At 64.6% G+C, this 18,558-nt stretch carries 15 protein-coding genes and 1 tRNA gene; 6 read left to right on the top strand and 10 right to left on the bottom strand.

All coding sequences use genetic code 11. The annotated features are described in order from the left end of the window. Positions 1 to 177 precede the first annotated feature (177 nt). Both SO180_RS32505 and SO180_RS32500 read right to left on the bottom strand, forming a co-directional pair. Positions 178 to 2,028 (bottom strand): caspase family protein, encoded by a 1,851-nt coding sequence (locus SO180_RS32505; protein WP_449382905.1) that lies wholly within the window; start codon positions 2,026 to 2,028, stop codon positions 178 to 180. Positions 2,029 to 2,233: 205 nt separating this feature from the next. Beyond that, the gene (locus SO180_RS32500; RefSeq protein WP_449382904.1) at positions 2,234 to 4,099 is read right to left on the bottom strand and encodes a caspase family protein; all 1,866 of its coding nucleotides are present in this window, start codon (positions 4,097 to 4,099) and stop codon (positions 2,234 to 2,236) included. A gap of 418 nt (positions 4,100 to 4,517) precedes the next feature. On the opposite strand from SO180_RS32500, the gene SO180_RS32495 reads away from it, so the two are divergent. The 4 genes from SO180_RS32495 (at position 4,518) to SO180_RS32480 (ending at position 7,979) form a co-directional block, all read left to right on the top strand. Further along, on the top strand, positions 4,518 to 4,709 hold the full coding sequence (locus tag SO180_RS32495; protein ID WP_449382903.1) for a hypothetical protein: 192 nt from the start codon (positions 4,518 to 4,520) through the stop codon (positions 4,707 to 4,709). 290 nt (positions 4,710 to 4,999) lie between these two features. After that, positions 5,000 to 5,497: a hypothetical protein gene (locus SO180_RS32490; protein WP_449382902.1), complete on the top strand. Its 498-nt coding sequence runs from the start codon at positions 5,000 to 5,002 to the stop codon at positions 5,495 to 5,497. A gap of 257 nt (positions 5,498 to 5,754) precedes the next feature. After that, a complete protein-coding gene (locus SO180_RS32485; protein ID WP_449382901.1) occupies positions 5,755 to 7,119 on the top strand; it encodes a cytochrome P450 in 1,365 nt (454 codons plus the stop codon). Then, positions 7,119 to 7,979, top strand: a complete 861-nt coding sequence (locus tag SO180_RS32480) for a class I SAM-dependent methyltransferase (protein ID WP_449382900.1) — start codon at positions 7,119 to 7,121, stop codon at positions 7,977 to 7,979. The genes SO180_RS32485 and SO180_RS32480 overlap by 1 nt, the downstream gene beginning before the upstream one ends. A 6-nt stretch (positions 7,980 to 7,985) precedes the next feature. Here SO180_RS32480 and SO180_RS32475 read toward each other — a convergent pair whose 3' ends face one another. The 6 genes from SO180_RS32475 to SO180_RS32450 all read right to left on the bottom strand — a co-directional run bounded on the left by SO180_RS32475 (position 7,986) and on the right by SO180_RS32450 (position 15,221). Then, entirely contained in the window at positions 7,986 to 8,951 is a 966-nt protein-coding gene (locus SO180_RS32475) for a cation diffusion facilitator family transporter (RefSeq protein WP_449382899.1), read from the bottom strand. Positions 8,952 to 8,953: 2 nt separating this feature from the next. Continuing rightward, positions 8,954 to 12,184, bottom strand: coding sequence for an efflux RND transporter permease subunit (locus tag SO180_RS32470; protein WP_449382898.1), 3,231 nt, complete (start codon positions 12,182 to 12,184; stop codon positions 8,954 to 8,956). Beyond that, positions 12,177 to 13,157 (bottom strand): divalent metal ion exporter adaptor subunit IhpB, encoded by a 981-nt coding sequence (gene ihpB, locus SO180_RS32465; RefSeq protein ID WP_449382897.1) that lies wholly within the window; start codon positions 13,155 to 13,157, stop codon positions 12,177 to 12,179. The genes SO180_RS32470 and ihpB overlap by 8 nt, the downstream gene beginning before the upstream one ends. Beyond that, positions 13,154 to 14,428, bottom strand: coding sequence for a divalent metal ion exporter subunit IhpA (gene ihpA, locus SO180_RS32460; RefSeq protein ID WP_449382896.1), 1,275 nt, complete (start codon positions 14,426 to 14,428; stop codon positions 13,154 to 13,156). Before ihpA ends, ihpB begins: the two co-directional genes overlap by 4 nt. A gap of 57 nt (positions 14,429 to 14,485) precedes the next feature. Further along, on the bottom strand, positions 14,486 to 14,848 hold the full coding sequence (locus tag SO180_RS32455) for a hypothetical protein (RefSeq protein ID WP_449382895.1): 363 nt from the start codon (positions 14,846 to 14,848) through the stop codon (positions 14,486 to 14,488). Positions 14,849 to 14,918: 70 nt separating this feature from the next. Further along, positions 14,919 to 15,221, bottom strand: coding sequence for a hypothetical protein (locus SO180_RS32450; RefSeq protein WP_449382894.1), 303 nt, complete (start codon positions 15,219 to 15,221; stop codon positions 14,919 to 14,921). 360 nt (positions 15,222 to 15,581) lie between these two features. Between SO180_RS32450 and SO180_RS32445 the strand changes: the two genes are divergently transcribed. Next, on the top strand, positions 15,582 to 16,475 hold the full coding sequence (locus SO180_RS32445) for a hypothetical protein (protein ID WP_449382893.1): 894 nt from the start codon (positions 15,582 to 15,584) through the stop codon (positions 16,473 to 16,475). A 50-nt stretch (positions 16,476 to 16,525) separates the two neighbouring features. Here SO180_RS32445 and pepT read toward each other — a convergent pair whose 3' ends face one another. Then, complete coding sequence (gene pepT / locus SO180_RS32440) at positions 16,526 to 17,773, bottom strand: peptidase T (RefSeq protein WP_449382892.1); 1,248 nt, start codon at positions 17,771 to 17,773, stop codon at positions 16,526 to 16,528. A 346-nt stretch (positions 17,774 to 18,119) separates the two neighbouring features. On the opposite strand from pepT, the gene SO180_RS32435 reads away from it, so the two are divergent. Next, a tRNA-Asp gene (locus tag SO180_RS32435) sits at positions 18,120 to 18,196 on the top strand. A gap of 99 nt (positions 18,197 to 18,295) precedes the next feature. On the opposite strand, the gene SO180_RS32430 is transcribed toward SO180_RS32435, so the two are convergent. Next, complete coding sequence (locus SO180_RS32430) at positions 18,296 to 18,499, bottom strand: hypothetical protein (protein ID WP_449382891.1); 204 nt, start codon at positions 18,497 to 18,499, stop codon at positions 18,296 to 18,298. Positions 18,500 to 18,558 lie beyond the last annotated feature (59 nt).

Here is an 18,558-nt window from a genome sequence, read left to right as displayed (position 1 = left end):
ACCTCCCGCAGAACAAAAGCGGAAAGTGTAACCCATGTGTCCGGTACGTACCGTCACCTATGTCTCAGGCTGCTCACTCACTTCGCGAGCTACGGCTGGGCAGGCCAGCCTCCGAACATCATTGACGCGAAGCGAGCTAAGCCCGCGGTGGCGAAGCCATCGGCTGGTGATAGCTCATCAATGGCACTCTTCCTCTGCAACCGTGTTATGACCCGTATTTCTATAGATCAACCGGCACCCTGACCCGACCGGCCGACAGCCGGCCCTGTTACAAACCATTTGACCGGATGCAGACGGCTTCGCGGGTGCAGCTTCGACCTGCTTCCGATCCGCGTCTCGCTTCTTGGCATCCTCGCGTGTCGCAACCGGCTTCTTGTCCTGTACCTTCTCGCATTCATTGTCGTCATTGACACGATAGCCGGCGCGGCAGGAGATCTTCACGCAAGCGTCGCCGTCGGCCTTGAAGCCGTGGTCGCAGACCAGCGGGCAGACGCGGCCCGACTTGGCCTTGATCGCGTCCAGTGCCTCGAAGCTTGCGAGCTTGGCTTCGAACTTCGTGCCGGCATACTTGTTGAACAGGGTCAGCGAGCGTTGTGACGAAGCGTTCCAGTCACCATCGGCAGCGGCTGCCAGACAGCCAACGCGGCGCAGTTCGGACTGCACCAGCTTCGCAGTGTCCTGCGGAGACAGGCTTGGCTGCGATGACGTTGGTGTGACAGCCGCAACCTTCTGTGCGGCGTCGGCAGCTTGCTGCTTCTCAGTAGCCTGCTTTTCGGCCGCCTGCTTGGCGGCCAGCTCGGCAGCGGCCTTGTCACTCGCGAGCTTCTCGGTCAGCGCCTTCTCGGCGGCTTGCTTGTCGGCCTGCGCCTTTGCCGCCGCGGCTTCGGCGTCCTTCCGGCGTTGCTCCGCCGCGGCTGCCTTTGTTTCCTCGATCTGCTTGGCCTTTTCGGCCGCGTGCCTTGCGTCCTCGGCGGCCTTGGCGGCGGCAGCCGCCTTATCCTGCTCGGCCTTGTTCGCACGCTCGGCTGCGAGCCTCGCCTTGTCGTCTTCAGCCTGGCGTGCCTTCGCGGCCGCAGCCGCGCGCGCCTCTTCGGCGGCGACGTTCTTTAGTTGGGCTCGTGCGAGGCCGGCATAGAAGCCGTCCGGATAGGCCTGCAGGAATGCTTCCCATGCGTCTCGGTTTCCCGCCTGGAGCGCCAGCTCATAGTCGCGGCGGACGCTGTCCTGGGGATTGGCCTGCGGGCCCGGCGCTGCTGCCGGCCTGGCCGGCACCAGCGAAACGTCATCGCCGCCGAGCGAGCCGTAGACATAGGGCTCCTGCTTGTAGCCGGTGTTCTTGAGGACGTCATCGCGCACGAAGCCGAACGCTTTGCGCAGATCGAGCCCAGGCATCGGCAGCCGCTCGACGAGCGCCGCCGCAAACGGGCTGTTTTTGGAGTCACCGTCCGACGCCGTCGATCCGGCCTTTGCCGCGAAGGCGATCATGGTGTTCGGGCTGGTCGGCTCGACCTTTGCAAGCCCGCGTCCGATCGCGCGCGCGGCCACCGTGCGCTTCATGGTCTTGGCAAACGGATTGTCGCGGCAGGCATCCAGAATGACGAGGCGGAGTTGCTTTGCGGGCTCCACTGCGAACAGCGCCCGATCGAGCGCGACCGTCTCATCGAGCACATCGCCGTCGGTTTCCAGCATCGCGTCGGTGGGGATCAAGTAGTTGGCCCCGTCCAATTCGATGCCGTGCCCGGCATAATAGATGACGGCGACTTCCGCATCGCGGGTTCTGCCAGCGAAGTCGCGCAGCGCCCTGCGCATGTCCGACGCGTTCACGTCAAGCCTGACATCGACGGCATCGAACCCGGCCTTCTTGAACATGCCCCCGATGAGGGTGGCATCGTTCACCGGATTGGTCAGCTTGGCTACGCTCTTGTAGGCGGAGTTGCCGATCACCAGAGCGACGCGCTTTTCCGCGTGTGCCGATCCGCAGCCGAGACACACAGCAAAAATGATCAAGAAAAACCGAAACGCGCCCATTACAGCCCCAAATCACAATGCGATCAGAGTAATACGAGCTTTCCGGAGGGCAAGCCGCCGGTCTGTGACAAGGGTCACAATTTGAAGTAAGCCTTAAGATCGTTCGCGAGCTACGGCTGGGCAGGCCAGCCTTCGAACATCATTGACGCGAAGCGAGCTACGGTGCCCGGCTCTGCAAGAGAATTGCTCGCGCCTCGACCGTGGCTCAGTTGCACACTTCCGTTTGTCCCCCTCCCGGATTGGCCTGGCCTCCAGGTCCATACGGCCGGGTAGCAACCCGACAGCCGGGCCTTAGCGGCCGACAGCCTGCATTGTTACAAATCATTTGACCAGATGCAGACGGCTTCGCGGGTGCAGCTTCGATCTGCTTCCGTTCCGCATCGCGCTTCTTGTCATCCTCACGGATCGCAACCGGCTTCTTGTCCTGAACCTTCTCGCACGCGTTGTCGTCATTGACACGATAGCCCGCGCGGCAAGTGATTTTCACACAGGCGTCGCCATCCGCCTTGAAGCCGTGGTCGCAAACGAGAGGGCAGACCCGTCCCTGCCTGGCTTTGATCGCGTCCAGTGCATCGAAGCTCGCAAGCTTGGCGTCGAACTTCGTTCCCGCATACTTGTTGAACAGCGTCAGCGAGCGTTGCAATGACGCATTCCATTCGCCATCGGCAGCGGCTGCCAGACAGCCGACACGGCGCAATTCGGACTGCACCAGCTTCGCAGTCTCTCGCGGAGACAGGCTCGGCTGCGATGAGGTTGGTGCGACAGCCGCAACCTTTGCGGTGTCGGCAACTTGCTGCTCCTCGGCGGCAGCCTTCTCGGCTGCTTGCTTGGCGGCGAGCTCGGCAGCAGCCTTGTCATTTGCGGTTTTTTCAGCGAGCGCCTTTTCAGCGGCCTGCTTGTCAGCAAGCGCCTTGGCGACGGCGGCCTCGGCCTCTTTCCGTCGCTGCTCGGCGGCAGTCGCCTTGGCTTCTTCGATTTGTTTGGCCTTCTCTGCGGCGAGCTTAGCATCCTCGGCGGCCTTTGCCGCTGCAGCCGCCTTCTCCTGCTCGGCGTTCTTGGCCCGGTCGGCGATGAGCCGCGCCTTCTCGTCTTCGGCCTGCCGCGCCTTTTCCGCAGCGCCGGCGCGCGTTTCTTCGGCCGCGATCTTGTTCAATTGGCCCTTGGCCAGGTTGGAATAGAAGCCGTCCGGATATTGGCCGAGGAACGCAGTCCAGCCGTCGCGGGTGCCGAGCTGAAGCGCCAGCTCATAGTCCCGGCGCACTGCGTCCTGAGGGTTCGCCTGTGGGCCTGTTGCGACCGGCTTTGCGGGGACCAGCGGCACGTCATCGCCGCCGAGCGAGCCGTAGACATAAGGCTCCTGCTTGTAGCCGGTGTTCTTGAGTACGTCGTCGCGCACGAAACCGAAGGCCTTGCGCAGATCGAGGCCCGGCGTGGGGAGACGCTCGACGAGGGCCGCGGCAAACGGGCTGTTTTTGGAGTCACCGTCCGAGGCGGTCGAGCCCGCCTTCGCGGCGAAAGCGATCATGGTATTCGCGCTCGTGGGCTCGACCTTGGCAAGGCCGCGCCCGACGGCGCGCGCGGCGATCGTCCGCTTCATAGTCTTGGCGAAGGGATTGTCGCGGCAGGCATCCAAAATGACGAGGCGGAGCTGCTTGGCCGGTTCGACCGCGAACAGGGCACGGTCCAGCGGCAGCGTCTCGTCGAGGACGTCGCTGTCCGTCTCGAGGGTCGCATCCGTTGGGATCAGGTAATTCGTTCCGTCCAGCTCGATGCCGTGACCGGCGTAGTAGACGACTGCCACCTCGGCCTCGCGAGCCTTGCCGCCAAAGTCGCGCAGCGCCCTGCGCATCTCGGCGGCATTGAGATCGAGCTTGATATCGACCAGCTCGAACCCGGCCTTCTTGAACATGCCGCCGACCAGGGTGGCATCGTTCACCGGGTTGGTCAGCCTCGGTGCGCTCTTGTAGGCGGAATTGCCGATCACCAGCGCAACGCGCTTCTCGGCCTGAGCTGAGCCAGAACCAAGCCAGATCGCACAAACGAACAAAACAAAAAGCCTTAGCGCGCCCATTGCAGCCTCAAATCGCAATGCGAACAGAGTAGTTGGAGCATGGCATTCGCGCAAAGCCCCAATTGTGATTGACGTCACATAAATCAGTGCGCTGGACGGCTAATCTCGCCGTCAGGGTAAAAAGAGGATCGTGCTAATGTTGGCGCTGCTGGAGCTGGTTTATCGGCGATATTGTCGCCGGGCTCGCTTGTTCGGGGCCTCTCGAATCTGCCGTGATCACCTCTAGCTGCTGGTTCATTTACGCCATTTCCTAAGACTCCCGCATGGCGGCAAGAGCGCTTTGGCTCAGGGCCCTGCGCACACCGGGCGCCCTGAAAGGGCCCCCGACGGGTCCAAAATTGCCTCCGTTCGGTCATCTTTTCGATTCCCGCCCGAACCACCGTTCCGGCTCCTGTCATCAGCGTGGAGTATCGCCGTGATGAGTGATCTTCGCATCAAGCTGGAAAGGTACGAGTCCAAAGCCGCCCACTGCATGAAAGCAGCTCAAGAAGCGAGCGACGAGGCCGGAAAGGCTTTTTATGAGGAGCTCGCTCACTACTACGACGAGCTGGCAGCGGATTTTCGGCGCGTCCTTGCGAAACGGACCGGAGCCTCGCTGGCAGCGGAATGACCCTGGCTGGTGCGGGTCAACGGTTCGATCCTCTCACCGCTTACCATCGTCTGACGCCCCCGCCGCGCGCGCGACATTCAGAAGACTTCTCGCGGAGGTGACCGAAGGGGCTGCCTCAACTGGTTGACTCTTGTCATTTCGGCACTGGGCCATTCCGACCAAGTTGCCAGAGATACTCCGTCGGCCAAGCGGACATCACGGGCCGGCATAGTAAACCGCCCGTTAACTCGGGGGTGGTATCGTGCGTCGTGTTCGGGTGGTGACCGCCCGGCTGGCCGGGAGTAGCCATCATGCCCGTCGAGATGCTGACTTATGCCGAGCTAGGCGAGCGACTCAGGATATCGCCTGAGGCAGCCAGATCGCTCGTGAAGCGACACCGGTTTCCCCGTTCTCGTTCGAACGATGGGAAGACCCTGGTTCATGTCGATCTCACCGAAATCAGCCATTCGCCCATCACACGTCCCCCCCAAGCTCCGGCCGGTCACCAGGTGGTCACCGCCCTCAGGGAGCACATTGCCACGTTGCAGGCCGATCTCCTGGAGATGAAGGCCATAGCCGGCAGTCATCGGTCCGACTTCGAGAGAGAGTGCGACCGCACCAACAAGCTGCTGGCCGAATTGCTCAAGGCCAACGTCGAAACTGCGGTCGCCCGCGAGAAGGCCGCGCATCTGGAGGGGAGGCTGTCGACAGCGAAGCCACCTTTGAGGCGACGGCTGGCCGAGGCTTTCACCCACATCCCGCTGGACACCATTCGCTGGAATATCGGTCGCACTGCTCGATCCAGCTGACTGAATAGTCGGGGTACCTCGCGACGGGGTTGGCATCCGGGCTGCGGCGCACGAAGCTGTGCCGTTCGCAGTCCACCTATTTTCCTGTAGTCCCCTTTGTCTTCCTCGTTGCCGCTGGAGGCGGCTAGGAACCGGCGAGACTCAAGCTTTACTACATATTATTTCCGACTTTTGCCGGTTCGATGCCCGTTTCCGTTTTGGGAGTTTCGGAAAGTTTTTGCCCGCCAGCTCCGCATCCGCCTGAACAGCGGCTGCGGTTGCTTCCGCTGCTCGCGGCGCTCAAACGAAATCCGCTGGAATGCTGGAGTGCAGAATTCTTTCGCGAGCCGATCGCGAAAGTCAGGCTCCCCTTCACCGATGCCATCCTCGTGCACGACCCGGCAGCCATCAAGCATGTGCTGGTCGACAATGCCGGCAACTACCGCAAGGACCCGATCCAGCGCCGCATTCTCGCCAGCGGTCTCGCCGATGGGCTGTTGAGCGTCGAGGGGCAGCGTTGGGAGATGCAGCGGCGAACATTGGCTCCTCTGTTTGCGCGGCGCACGGTCACGTCCTTCACCTCCGCGATGCTGACGGCGGCCGACCAGCTCGCGGAGAGATGGCGTACCCTGGGGCCGCGGGCAACCGTCGACATCGCGGCGGAGATGACGCTGATCACGCTGAACGTGCTCGCCTTGACCATCTTCTCGGACGGCATTGGTGGCGACTACGACGAATTTCGCGCCGCGATGAGCGCCTATTTTACCGTGATCGGCCGCATCGGCGCCTTCGATCTGCTCGGACTGCCGCAATCGGTGCCGCGGCCTGGCCGCGGCCGTCTGCGCCGGACGATGGCCTATTTCGAAGGGATCATCGACCAGATCATCGCAACGCGGCAACGGCGGCTTGCCGGCCTCTCTGCGGGCGGGGGGCCCTCCGATCTCCTGACGCTGCTGCTCCGCGCGCTCGATCCCGCGACCGGGCGCGCGATGTCGCTCGCCGAGGTCAGATCGAACATCCTGACCTTCCTGTCGGCGGGACATGAAACGACGGCCAATACGCTTGCCTGGTCGATCTTCCTCCTGTCACAGGCGCCGGATTGGCGGGCGCGGGTGCAGGCGGAGGCCGGGCGCGAACTGGCAGGACCGGTCGAGGGACTTGCGGATCGGCTGGTCGTAACCCGTGCCGTGGTCGAGCAGGCGCTGCGGCTCTATCCGCCCATCGCTGCGTTGAGCCGGATGGCCGAGGGGGCGGATACGCTCGGAGGCCTCAAGATCAAGCCGCGCTCGCTGATCGTGATCGCGCCTTACGTGCTGCACCGGCACCTGCTGTTGTGGCAAAGGCCCGACGCCTTCGATCCGTCGCGTTTCCTGCCCGAGGCGCGCGGGGCGATCCCGCGCTTTGCTTATCTGCCGTTCGGCAGCGGGCCGCGCATTTGCATCGGCGCGTCCTTCGCACTGCAGGAAGCGACCATCGTGCTCGCGGCGCTCATGCATCGCTTCGACATGGAGCTGTTGCCGGCCGCCAAAGTTTGGCCGTCGCAGAAAATTACGTTGCGGCCGGCAAACGGGCTGCCCATGCACGTGAGTACGCGCAATTGCGAGGCTCGGGCGGCTTGCGGATGCGAGACACAGAGGGCGTGATGGAACAGCCAAGCGGACATGAGCAGAATGCGGACCAGATCGCCTATTGGAACGGACCCGGCGGGCAGCGCTGGGCCGATCGCCACGCGACGCAGGAGGTTCTGCTCGGGCCGATCGCCGGGATTCTAATCGATCGCGCGAAGCCGACGCCGGGCGAGCGCGTGCTGGATATCGGCTGCGGCTCCGGTGCGACCACCGTCGCGTTTGCGAAGGCGGTGGCGCCGAATGGCGTTGCGCTCGGCCTCGACGTCTCAGGTCCCATGCTCTCGCAGGCCCGCGCGTTTTCGCCAAAGAACCTGCCGCTCGATTTTGTTCTGGCGGATGCGACGGTCTATCCGTTCGAGCCGGCGAGCTTCGACCTGCTCGCATCGCGCTTCGGCGTGATGTTCTTTGCCGATCCGATTGTCTCGTTCACCAACCTGCGCCGCGCGTTGAAACCTTCGGGGCGGCTGGCTTTCATCTGCTGGCGCGAGCCGCGCGAAAACCCCTGGATGATGACGCCGCTGATGACGGTCTACAAGCATGTGCCCAAGATGCCGCCGGTCGGGCCGGAGGATCCCGGCCCGTTCGCCTTCGCCTCGGAAGAACGCGTAAGGCGCATCCTGAATGGTGCGGGCTTTGTGGACGTGGCGATGGAGCCGCATAACCTTGCGATGGATATCGCGATCGGCGGCGGGCTCGACGCGGCTGTCGACGGCTCTGTTCAGATCGGCCCCGCCAGCCGCGCGCTGCAAGGCCATCCGCCGGAGACCGTTGAGGCCGCCAAAGGCTCGATCCGCGAAGCGCTGGCGCCGTTCGTCGAGGGGCAGTCGGTGGCGCTGCAAGGCGCGATCTGGATCGTGACGGCGAAGGCGGCGTAGGCGTCGTCACACCACGTTGTCGGGCGCCAGCGCGCAGCTGTTGTCCTGGCTGGTCTCGATCTGGATCGTCGTGTGACCGATCCGGTGTGAGGTTTTCAGGAGCTGCGCCGTCTCCATCAGGAAGGCGTCGCCGGGGTGGCCGCCCAGCATGACGAGGTGACACGTTAGCGCCGTTTCCGTGGTCGAGATCGGCCAGACGTGCAGATCGTGGATGTCTGAGACACCGGGCCGCTGCATCAGAAAGCCTTTGATGGCGTCGAGGTCGGTGCCTCGTGGTGCGGCGGCCATCGACATGTCGATGGAGCTGCGGAGCAGGCCCGTCGTGCTCCAGAGGATGACGGCACAGATCAGGAGGCTCGCCAGCGGATCGAGCCAGAGCCAGCCGGTCCACATGATCAGCGCCGCCGAGATGACCACGCCGAGCGAGACCGCCGCGTCTCCGGCCATGTGCAGGAACGCGCCCTGGATGTTGATATCGTCCTTGCGGCCGCTTGCGAACAGCATTGCGGTCGCGCCGTTGATGAGGATGCCGATGCCGCCGACGATCATCACCGTGACCCCGGCGATCGGCTCGGGCTCGCGCAGGCGCAGGATCGCCTCCCAGCCGATCGCACCGGTTGCGACCAGGAGGAAGACGGCGTTCGCGAGGGCCGCAAGGATGGTCGAGGCGCGGAAGCCGTAGGTGAAGCGGCCAGTGGGCGCGCGCCTGGCGGCGACCGATGCACCCCAGGCCATGACGAGGCCGAGCACGTCGCTCAGGTTATGGCCCGCATCGGCAAGGAGTGCGGTCGAATTGGCGATGTAGCCGTAAACGCCTTGCGCGACGACGAGCGCGGTGTTCAGCGAAATGCCGATCGCAAACGCCTTGCCGAAGCTTGCCGGCGCGTGGACATGCGCACCGTGGCCGTGCCCGGCATGGTCGTGGTGGTCACGGTGGTGATGATGGCCGGCATGGTGGTCGTCCTTGTCCACGTCTACCGCTCCCCGAAATCGGCGTGCGCCAAATCAAAACCCATTTTAGGCGTTTCGCGGGCGTCGTCACGACGGAACAGCACGTAGAGCGCCGGCAGGATCAGAAGCGTCAGCACGGTCGAGGAGATGATGCCGCCGATTACGACGGTCGCGAGCGGCCGCTGCACCTCGGCGCCGGCGCCGGTCGCAAGTGCCATCGGCACGAAGCCGAGGGAAGCGACCAGCGCGGTCATGAGCACCGGGCGCAGACGCGTCAGGGCGCCTTCGCGAACGGCCTCGACGAGCGGCGTGCCCTCGCTCCGCAGCCGTTCGATGAAGGCGATGATGACGAGGCCGTTGAGCACGGCCACACCCGAAAGCGCGATGAAGCCGACGCCGGCGCTGATCGACAGCGGGATGCCGCGCAGCAGCAGCGCCGCGATTCCGCCGGTGAGCGCCAGCGGCACGCCGCTGAACACCAGCAGCGCATCGGCCGCCGACCCCATGCTCATGAACAGCAGGAGGAAAACCAAAAGCAGCGCCACAGGCACGACAATGGTCAGCCGCTTGGTCGCCGAAACCAGTTGCTCGAACTGGCCGCCCCAGCCGATCCAGTAGCCGGGTGGCAGCTTGACCTTCTGCGCAACGGCATCCTGCGCCTCGGCGACGAACGAGCCGAGATCGCGCTCGCGGACGTTGGCGGTGACGACGATCCGCCGCTTGCCGTTCTCGCGGCTGATCTGGTTCGGCCCTGGCGTCGCCTCGACGGTGGCGACGGAGGACAGCGGCACGTAACGCATCTGCGTCAGCGGCGAGGCGGCGAACGCGGTCCGCAGCGGCGCCGTCTCCTCGCTGGGCGGCAGCGGAATCGGGATCGCGCGGATCGAATCGAGATTGCCGCGCAGGCGTTCCGGTAGCCTCACCACGATGTCGAAGCGCCGGTCGCCCTCGAATAGCTTGCCGGCCGACTTGCCGCCCACCGCGATCTCGATGATGCCCTGCACCTCGCTGACGCTGAGGCCGTAGCGGGAGAGGGCCTGGCGGTCGAGCCTGACGGTCAGGATCGGCAGGCCGGAAACCTGCTCGGTCTTGATATCGGTCGCGCCGCGAATGGTCCGGATCGCCGCCTCGACCTGCTTCGCGGCGCCCTGGAGGATGTCGAGATCGTCGCCAAAGATCTTGATGCCGATGTCGCTGCGCACACCGGAGATCAGCTCGTTGACGCGCAACTGGATCGGTTGCGAGATCTCGTAGTTGCTGCCGGGGATTTCGTCGGCGGCCTTGTCGATCGCCTCGATGACCTCCGATTTCGGCTTGCCGGGGTCCGGCCATTCGGCGCGCGGCTTCAGCATGATGTAGCCGTCGGTTTGGGCCGGCGACATCGGATCGGTCGCGATCTCGGCGGTGCCGATGCGGGTGAAGAATTCCTTCACCTCCGGAATCTGCCGGATGCGTTTCTCCAGGGCCTTCTGAAGATCCAGCGACTGGGTGAGGCTGGTGCCGGGAATGCGGATCGCAGCCAGCGCGACGTCGCCCTCGTCCAGGCTCGGGATGAACTCGCCGCCCATCCTTGATGCCGCAACGCCGCTGGCGATCACGATGGCGGCAGCAGCAGAGGCGACGGCACGGCGATTGTCGATGGCGAGGCGGAGCAGGGGAAGATACATGCGTTTGGCGCCGCGCATGAACAGGTTGTCGATCTCCGACACCTTGCCGGTGACGAGGATCGCAACCGCCGCCGGCACGAAGGTGATGGAGCACAGCACGGCCGCGGCCAGTGCCATCAGAACGGTGAGCGCCATCGGGGTGAACATTTTTCCTTCGACGCCGGTCAACGTCAGCACCGGCAGATAGACCACGGCGATGATCAGCGTCCCGAACAGGCTCGGCTTGATGACCTCGCGCGAGCCGCGCAGGATGGTGCGCAGGCGCTCAGGCGTGGTGAGCAGGCCGCCTTTCGCCTGCTGCGCCTTGCCGAGCATCCTGAGACAATTTTCGACGATGATCACCGCGCCGTCGACGATGATACCGAAATCGATCGCGCCGAGACTCATCAAATTGGCGCTCATTTTGGTCCCGACCATGCCGGTGATCGTCAGCGCCATCGAGAGCGGGATCACGCAGGCCGTGACGAGGGCGGCGCGGATGTTGCCGAGGATCAGGAACAGAACGGCGATGACCAGGGCGGCGCCTTCCAGCAGATTGTTCTGGACGGTGCGGATGGTGGCCTCGACCAGATGGGTGCGGTCATAGACCGTGCGCGTGACGACGCCTTCGGGCAGCGATTTGGCGATCTCCTCGAGCCGGGCCGCGACGCGGCGTGCGACGGTGCGGCTGTTCTCGCCGATCAGCAGCATGGCGGTGCCGAGGACAGTCTCCTCGCCGTTCAGGGTTGCCGCGCCGGTGCGCAGGTCGCGCCCCTCGATCACCTCGGCGACGTCCCTGACCCGGACCGGATTGCTGCCGCGCGCGCCGATCACGATGTCCTGGATTTCACTGACGTTGCCGACCTGGCCGGGCGAGCGCACCAGATATTGCTCGCCGTTGCGCTCGATATAGCCGGCGCCGACATTGGCGTTGTTGGCGGCGAGCGCCGTCATGACATCGCGGAAGCCGAGCCGGTAGGCCATCAGCTTGCCGGGATCGGGCAGCACGTGGAATTGCCGTTCGAAGCCGCCGATGGTGTTGATCTCGATCACGCCGGGCACGTTGCGAAGCTGCGGCTTGATGATCCAGTCCTGCACGGTGCGCAGGTCGGTCAGCGAATAGTCCTCGCCGCCTTGCGCCTTATCAACTTGGATCTTGGCGCCCGGTTTCGCCTCAACCGTGTACATGAAGATTTCGCCCAGTCCGGTCGAGACAGGACCCATCGCCACTTCGACGCCGGCGGGGAGTTGGTCCTTCACCTGCTGGATGCGCTCGCCGACGACCTGGCGCGCGAAGTAGATGTCCGTGCCGTCCTTGAAGACCACGGTGACCTGGCTCAGGCCATAGCGCGACAGCGAGCGCGTGTAGTCGAGGCTTGGCAGGCCGGCCATCGCGGTTTCGACCGGAAAGGTGATGCGTTGCTCGGTCTCCAGCGGCGAATAGCCGGGCGCGCGGGTGTTGATCTGCACCTGCACGTTGGTGATGTCGGGGACCGCGTCAATCGGCAGACGCTGGAAATCCCACGCGCCGTAGGTCAGTGCGCCGATCGCGAGCAGCATGATGAGCCACCGCTGACGGATCGAAAAGGCGAGGATGCGCTCAATCATGATCGGCGTCTCCCTTGCCCATCTCCGCCTTCACGACGAAGCTGTTCTCGGCGACGTAACGCTCGCCGGCCGATAGCCCTGCCTTGATCTCGACATAGCGCGGATCGGACTCGCCGAGCTCGACCGGGCGTGCCTCGATCTTGTCGCCATCCTCGCGGACGAAGACGATGGTCCGGTTTTCCAGTGTCTGGATGGCGCTGGCCCGGACCGCCACAGCGACGTTGCGCGCGGCGAGGATCAGCCGTGCGGTGACGAACAGGCCCGGCCGCAGGCGTCCGTCGGCGTTCCCCAGCACGACGCGCGCCAGCGCGGTCTGGGTCTCGCTGACGCCGACGGGGGCCAGGTAGGAGATCGTGCCCTTGATCTCGCCGCGGCCATCGTCAGGATTGATCAGGACTTCGTCGCCGAGGTGCACGCGCTTGATGTCCTGGCGATAGATCGAGAGGTCGACCCAGATCGTAGAGAGATCGGCGACGACGAAGGCTGGCTTCTGCTCGGAGGCATATTCGCCGAGCGAGATCTGCCGGTCGATGAGCGTGCCGCCGATCGGCGCCTTGAGGTCGTAGGCCGTCAGGCTCTGATTGCTTTCGATCGACGCTAGCAGCTCGTCCTTGGCGACGGTGTCGCCGATCCGCTTGCGTATCGATTTGGCAATGCCGGGGAAGCGCGGCGTCACCTGCACCACGGCCTCCTGGTTGGCGCGCAGCACGCCGTTGAAGGAGAGCGTATCGGTCAGCGTCGCGCTTGCGGCTTCCGCGAGCGTCACGCCCGCTGCGGCAAGCTTGACGTCGGAGATCCTGATGCGATCGGCGCCGTGCTCGTCCTGCTCGACATGCGCGTTCGCCGGCTTCTCCGGCGTCTTGTCCTGGGCTTGGCTCGCGGTTTCGACCTTGGCCGGCGCCAGCATGGCGTAGCCATAGGCGCCGAGTGCGGCGGTGACGAGAGCCACGAGGATGGTCGAGGATGTCTTCATCTGGCGCTCTCCCGGGCAAGCGTGAGGGGATTGCCGACGAGGCCTTCGATGGTGGCGACCGCGGCATGGAAGTTCTGCTGCGCTTCCTGCTCGCGCAGGCGCGCCTGGACGACGCTGGCTTGCGCGTCGAGCACTTCGAGCAGCGTGAAGCGGCCCTGGCCGTAGCCCTGGGAAATGGCTTCCGCCGCTTCCTGCGCCTTGGGGATCGCGGTCTCACGCAGCACGGCCAGCTCGCGCAGCGAGCCCTGGAGCGAGTCATAGGCGCGACCGGCAATCACGATCAGCGCGTTGCGATTGGCTTCGCGCTCGGCCTTCGTCTTGGCGAGACTTTCCTGTGCCGAGAGGATGTTGCCCTGGTTCTGGTCGAACACGGGAATCGGCACCGAGACGGTGAGGCGCACCGCGTCGTCATTGGTCTCGTTGAAATGGCGCCAGCCGGCGGCGATCCGCACGTCCGGATACGGTTTCAGGCGCGCCAGCAGCAGCTCGGCGTTGCGCTGCGCAAAGACGGCGGTCCAGCGCACCAGTTGCGGATTGGCATCGATGGCGGCGACAACCGACTGGAACGAGGGCGGACGGCCGGTGGCGTCAAGCCGTCCGGAGACATCAGCGAATTTCGGCGTGGGATCGCCCATCAACACGGCGAGCTCGCGCCGAGCGCTGGCAAGCGTCGCCTTGAAGCGCTCGCGGTCGGCCTTCACCAGCGCGGAGGCGACCTCGGCGCGGCCGGTCTCGGCGGGCGAAGAGGCGCCGGCCTCGACACGGCGGCGGAGCAGGGGCGTCAGGCGATCGATCGCGGCGACCTGCTCGTCGAGGATCTGGATGCGGCGCTGGGCGCCGAGCACGCCGAGGAAGGCGATGGCGGTCTCCGACAGCACCTCGAGCCTGACAGCCTTGCGCTGGATTGCGGCGACTTCGACACCGGCGCTACCCGCGGCTATTCGTGCCTCGCGCTTGCCGAACAGCTCGAACGCCTGGCTGATCTGGAGCGTGGTCTCGGCCGACTTCGTGCCGCGGTAGATGCCGGAGCCGAAGGAATTGTCCTGCTCGTAAGTAAGCTCCGGGTTGAGCAGCGCACCCGCCTGAATGCGCTGTCCTGCCGCGATGCCGACGTCGCGTTCGGCTGCCGACAGCCGCGGGCTCGCGGCCAGCGCGCGCGTCAGCGCGGTGCGCATGGTCAGGGTCTGCGCGTCTGCGGACTGCGCGAGCAGCGCGTTGATCAAGAAAGCCGACGCGCACGCCAAGCGCGCGGCAGTTCGCCTGCAAAACATGGAAACGACCTGTGGAGGATGAAGCTAAGAGGCGCGCGAGCGCCCCGACCAATCCGTTCAGGCAATATGTTTGGGAGGCGGGGAGTCCGTGTCGGGGACCACCCCGGCGACGGCGGGCAGGCGAGGTGGCTGCGGAGCGGCGACGAGGGCGTTCAGCGTCCCGGCCTGTGCCGGCTGCGTGACCGTTACCGAGAAGCAGCCATGGCAATGATGGCCGGCGAACGCCTTGTGATCGGTATGGCCGGCGGCCCCATCGAGCGCTAAGGCGATCTCCGCCTTGCCGGTAGGGTTCGTCACATCGAGATCGTGCGCGCCGTGCAGCAGGCCCGACAGCAGGTAGATGGTTGCGACGAGCACGGCCAGCAGCCCGCGCAGATCGCGCGTGCGAAACATTTCGAATGGCCGGCGGATCGCGGACACGTGCTCACTCTCGTTGCGGTTCGTGTCCCGCCTAGCACGCCCGCGGGAACAGTGTCGACCCGCAACATTGTTACGTCCCGAGAATAAACGCCGCAGCGGCGACAGGCTGTCGCGATTGGTTCTCGCGTGCGGGTGCGATCAGGACCTGTACGTCGTGGCGATGCGACAAGATCGTATCGGCTGCTGCCGTTGGTTTCGGAATGGTGCGGCCATCGCCGGCTTCAACCGTCACCGCGACGTGGTAGCCCTCTTCCATCGCCCGTTCCAGCCATTTGATGGCTTCGTCGATCCATTGGTCGTGGTGCTCGGGATCTGCGATCGCCTTTTCTCGAAATGCGTTTGCCTGGTTCAGGCATGCCGTTCTGCGATCCACGCGGCTCTCCCGCTCCTTTGGGGGCGCCCCGACCGCATCTTTGATGATCCCGGGATTGGCGTCGTTAACATACGACAGCTAATGCAGCGCAAAAACGAAAAGGCCCCAGATCCGGCGCGGACCGGCTGGGGCCTTTGTGCTCACAATCTATGTTTCCCTTGGACTTGTGCAGATAACCCGCATCTCGATGATTCGTTCCCGTCTGGAAGATCCGCTTAGGAACATTCCTTGCGCCGCTTCATTAGCGCCACGGAGCATTTGAGGAGGACGGGCTTATGGACGGATTGATCTATCTCATCGGCTTGATCGTCGTGATCATGGCGATCCTGTCGTTCTTCGGCCTGCGCTGAGAGCGCCGCGATGACTATCGAAGCTCTCGTGCAGGAGGAAGTCATGGAAGGCAGCGTGCCCGCCGCCGAAGGGCGCCGGGTCATCCAATGGAGCTCGGTGCTGGCAGGCGCGTTCGCCGCCGGTGCAATGTCGTTCATCCTGGTCGGCTTTGGCGTCGCCATCGGCCTCGGCGTCAGCTCGACGTCGCCGACATGGCGCGATGCATCATCGGCGCTGGCGCTGTTGTCGGGACTGTATCTGATCCTCCAGGCGATCGTCAGCTTCGGCTTTGGCGGCTACATCGCCGGGCGGATCGCGCGGCCTGCGCCTGCGCTCGCAACGATCGAGGATGACGGCGAGCGGCGGGACGGGCTGCACGGACTGACATCATGGGCTCTGGCGGTGTTGATCGGTGCGGCATTGCTCGCGATCCTCGGCGCGTCCGCGATCGAGCGTTCGCCGATACGCAGCTCGGCCAGCAACGTGAGCGCCGCCGAACCCTTGTTGAGCTATGAGCTCGACAAGCTGTTCCGCGCGTCACGTCGCCCTCCCAACGCAGACATGAGGGAGGCCCGCGCCGAAGCCGGACGGATCCTCATGACATCGTCGAGCCACAGTGGCGTCAGCAGCGATGATCGCACCTATCTCGTGCAACAGACGGCCGCGCTGACGGGGCTGGCAACCGCGGATTCCGAGCGGCGCGTCGATGCCGTGATCGCGGAGGCCCAGACGGCGATCAACCACGCGCGGCGCAGTTCGATCATCGTCGCGTTCTCGGTCGCCGCGGCAGCCCTGATAGGAGCCGTCGTCGCCTGGGCGGCGGCAGTCGCCGGTGGACGCCACCGCGATGGCGAACCCTTGCCGCAATGGATGGCGAGCTCGAACCGGTTCCATCGCGGCCGTCGCGCGATGCCGATGCCGTAAATTCAGGGCCATGGCCGGGACGAGACCGGCCATGGCTTCGTTTGGGAATCCTACGCCCGCTCTTCCCAGATCATCGCGAGATGCACGATAGTCTGGACGGCCTTTTCCATGTCCTGCCGGCTGACCCATTCCAGGCGCGAGTGAAACGCGTGCTCGCCGGCAAAGATGTTGGGGCAGGGCAGTCCCATGAAGGACAGGCGCGAGCCGTCGGTGCCGCCGCGGATCGCGGTGCGCATCGGGCGCAGCCCGGCGCGGCGGATCGCTTCGATGGCGTATTCGAGGATGTGGGGGTGACGGTCGATCACCTGCTTCATGTTGCGGTACTGCTCGCGCACCTCGAACTTGTAGGTCGAGCGCGGATACTCCTTCATCACGTCCTTGACGATGCCCTCGAGCAGCGTCTCCTTTTCCTTCAGGCCTTCCTCGGTGAAGTCGCGCACGATGAAGGACAGCGTCGCCTGCTCGAGCGCGCCGGAGATGCCGATCGGATGCAGAAAGCCCTGCTTGCCCGAGGTGGTCTCGGGCGAGCAGCCTTCCTTGGGCAGGCGCTCGACGATGGCGGCTGCGATCTTGATCGCGTGCTCCATCTTGCCCTTGGCATAGCCGGGATGGGCAGAGACGCCCTGGATGGTGATGGTGGCGCCGTCAGCCGAGAACGTCTCGTCCTCGACGCTGCCGGCGCTCTCGCCGTCCATGGTGTAGCCGAAATCGGCGCCGAGCTTCTTCAGGTCGACATTGTCGACGCCGCGGCCGATCTCTTCATCGGGCGTGAACAGGATCTTGATGGTGCCGTGCTTCACATCGGGATTGTTGATGAAGAAATGCGCGGCATCCATGATCTCGGCGACGCCGGCCTTGTTGTCGGCGCCGAGCAGCGTCGTGCCATCGGTGGTGACGATGTCGTTGCCGATCTGGTTCTTGAGCGCGGGATGCTCGGCGAAGCGGATCACCTGGGTGGGGTCGGCTGACAGCGTGATGTCGCCGCCGCGATAATTCTTCACGACCTGCGGCTTGACGTCCTTGCCCGAGCAGTCGGGCGAGGTGTCCATGTGCGAGCAGAAGCAGATCACCGGCACCTTCTTGTCGGTGTTGGACGGGATCGTCGCGTAGACATAGCCGTAGTCGTCGAGATGGGCGTCCTCGACGCCCATGGCCTTGAGTTCGGTCACGAGCACGCGACCGAGATCCTTCTGCTTCTCAGTCGAGGGCGAGGTCGGGGATTCGGGATCGGACTGGGTGTCGATGGTGACGTAGCGCAGGAAGCGCTCGGTCACGGTGTGGGTAAAGGTGAGGGACATTTCTTCTCATAGCCGCCGGGGTCGGATGAGGGGCGGTATACCAGAAAAGCGTCATTCCGGGGACTGCGTGTCGCCGCCGCAACGCGGCGTGAACAGGCTTAATGAACCGTAAGTCTCAGCTCGCTTCGGCCAGTTCCCTGAACGGGGCGGACGGCGGCTTCCGGCGCTGGAATTTGCAGCCGCCTGGCACCAGACGATTCGGGACCTGACGGTCCGGTTACCCCGGCGCGAATTTCGGTGAAGTCTCGCAGAAACACCCGATGTTTACGGGAGAGGCGCAACGTCCTTGACTTCACCAGGTCGCACCTTTAAGTCCCCCCTCGTTCCGCATGGCTTTGCCCAGCACGCGGGAGTAGCTCAGTTGGTTAGAGCGCCGGCCTGTCACGCCGGAGGTCGCGGGTTCGAGCCCCGTCTCTCGCGCCATTGAATCAATGGCTTAGCGCGGAATTCTCCTGGAACGCCACAAACGATAAGCCGCCCGAAGGCGGCCTTGGTGTCTGTCCGAAATGGTCCGTTTCGGCCTTAGCGGATCTCCGAGGTGCCCGAACTCGTCACCACCACCGGCTTACCAGCCTTGATCGTGTGGGTCGTCTGGGCGGTCTGGCTGAGGTCGATGCCGGTCCGCGCCGCGATTCCGAAGGCTGCCACCGCGATACCGGCCACCAGCGCCACCACCACGATCTTCAGGTGTGTCGCACGATCAGCAGAGTGAATGGAGTGGTTCATCAGAGCCTCCCGACGGGCTTTCCCGCCCGTCTGTTGGCTCACCTTCTAAGGACGATCTG

The organism is Bradyrhizobium sp. UFLA05-112, from assembly GCF_053572325.1.
This window is presented reverse-complemented; position numbering and strand designations above follow the sequence as displayed.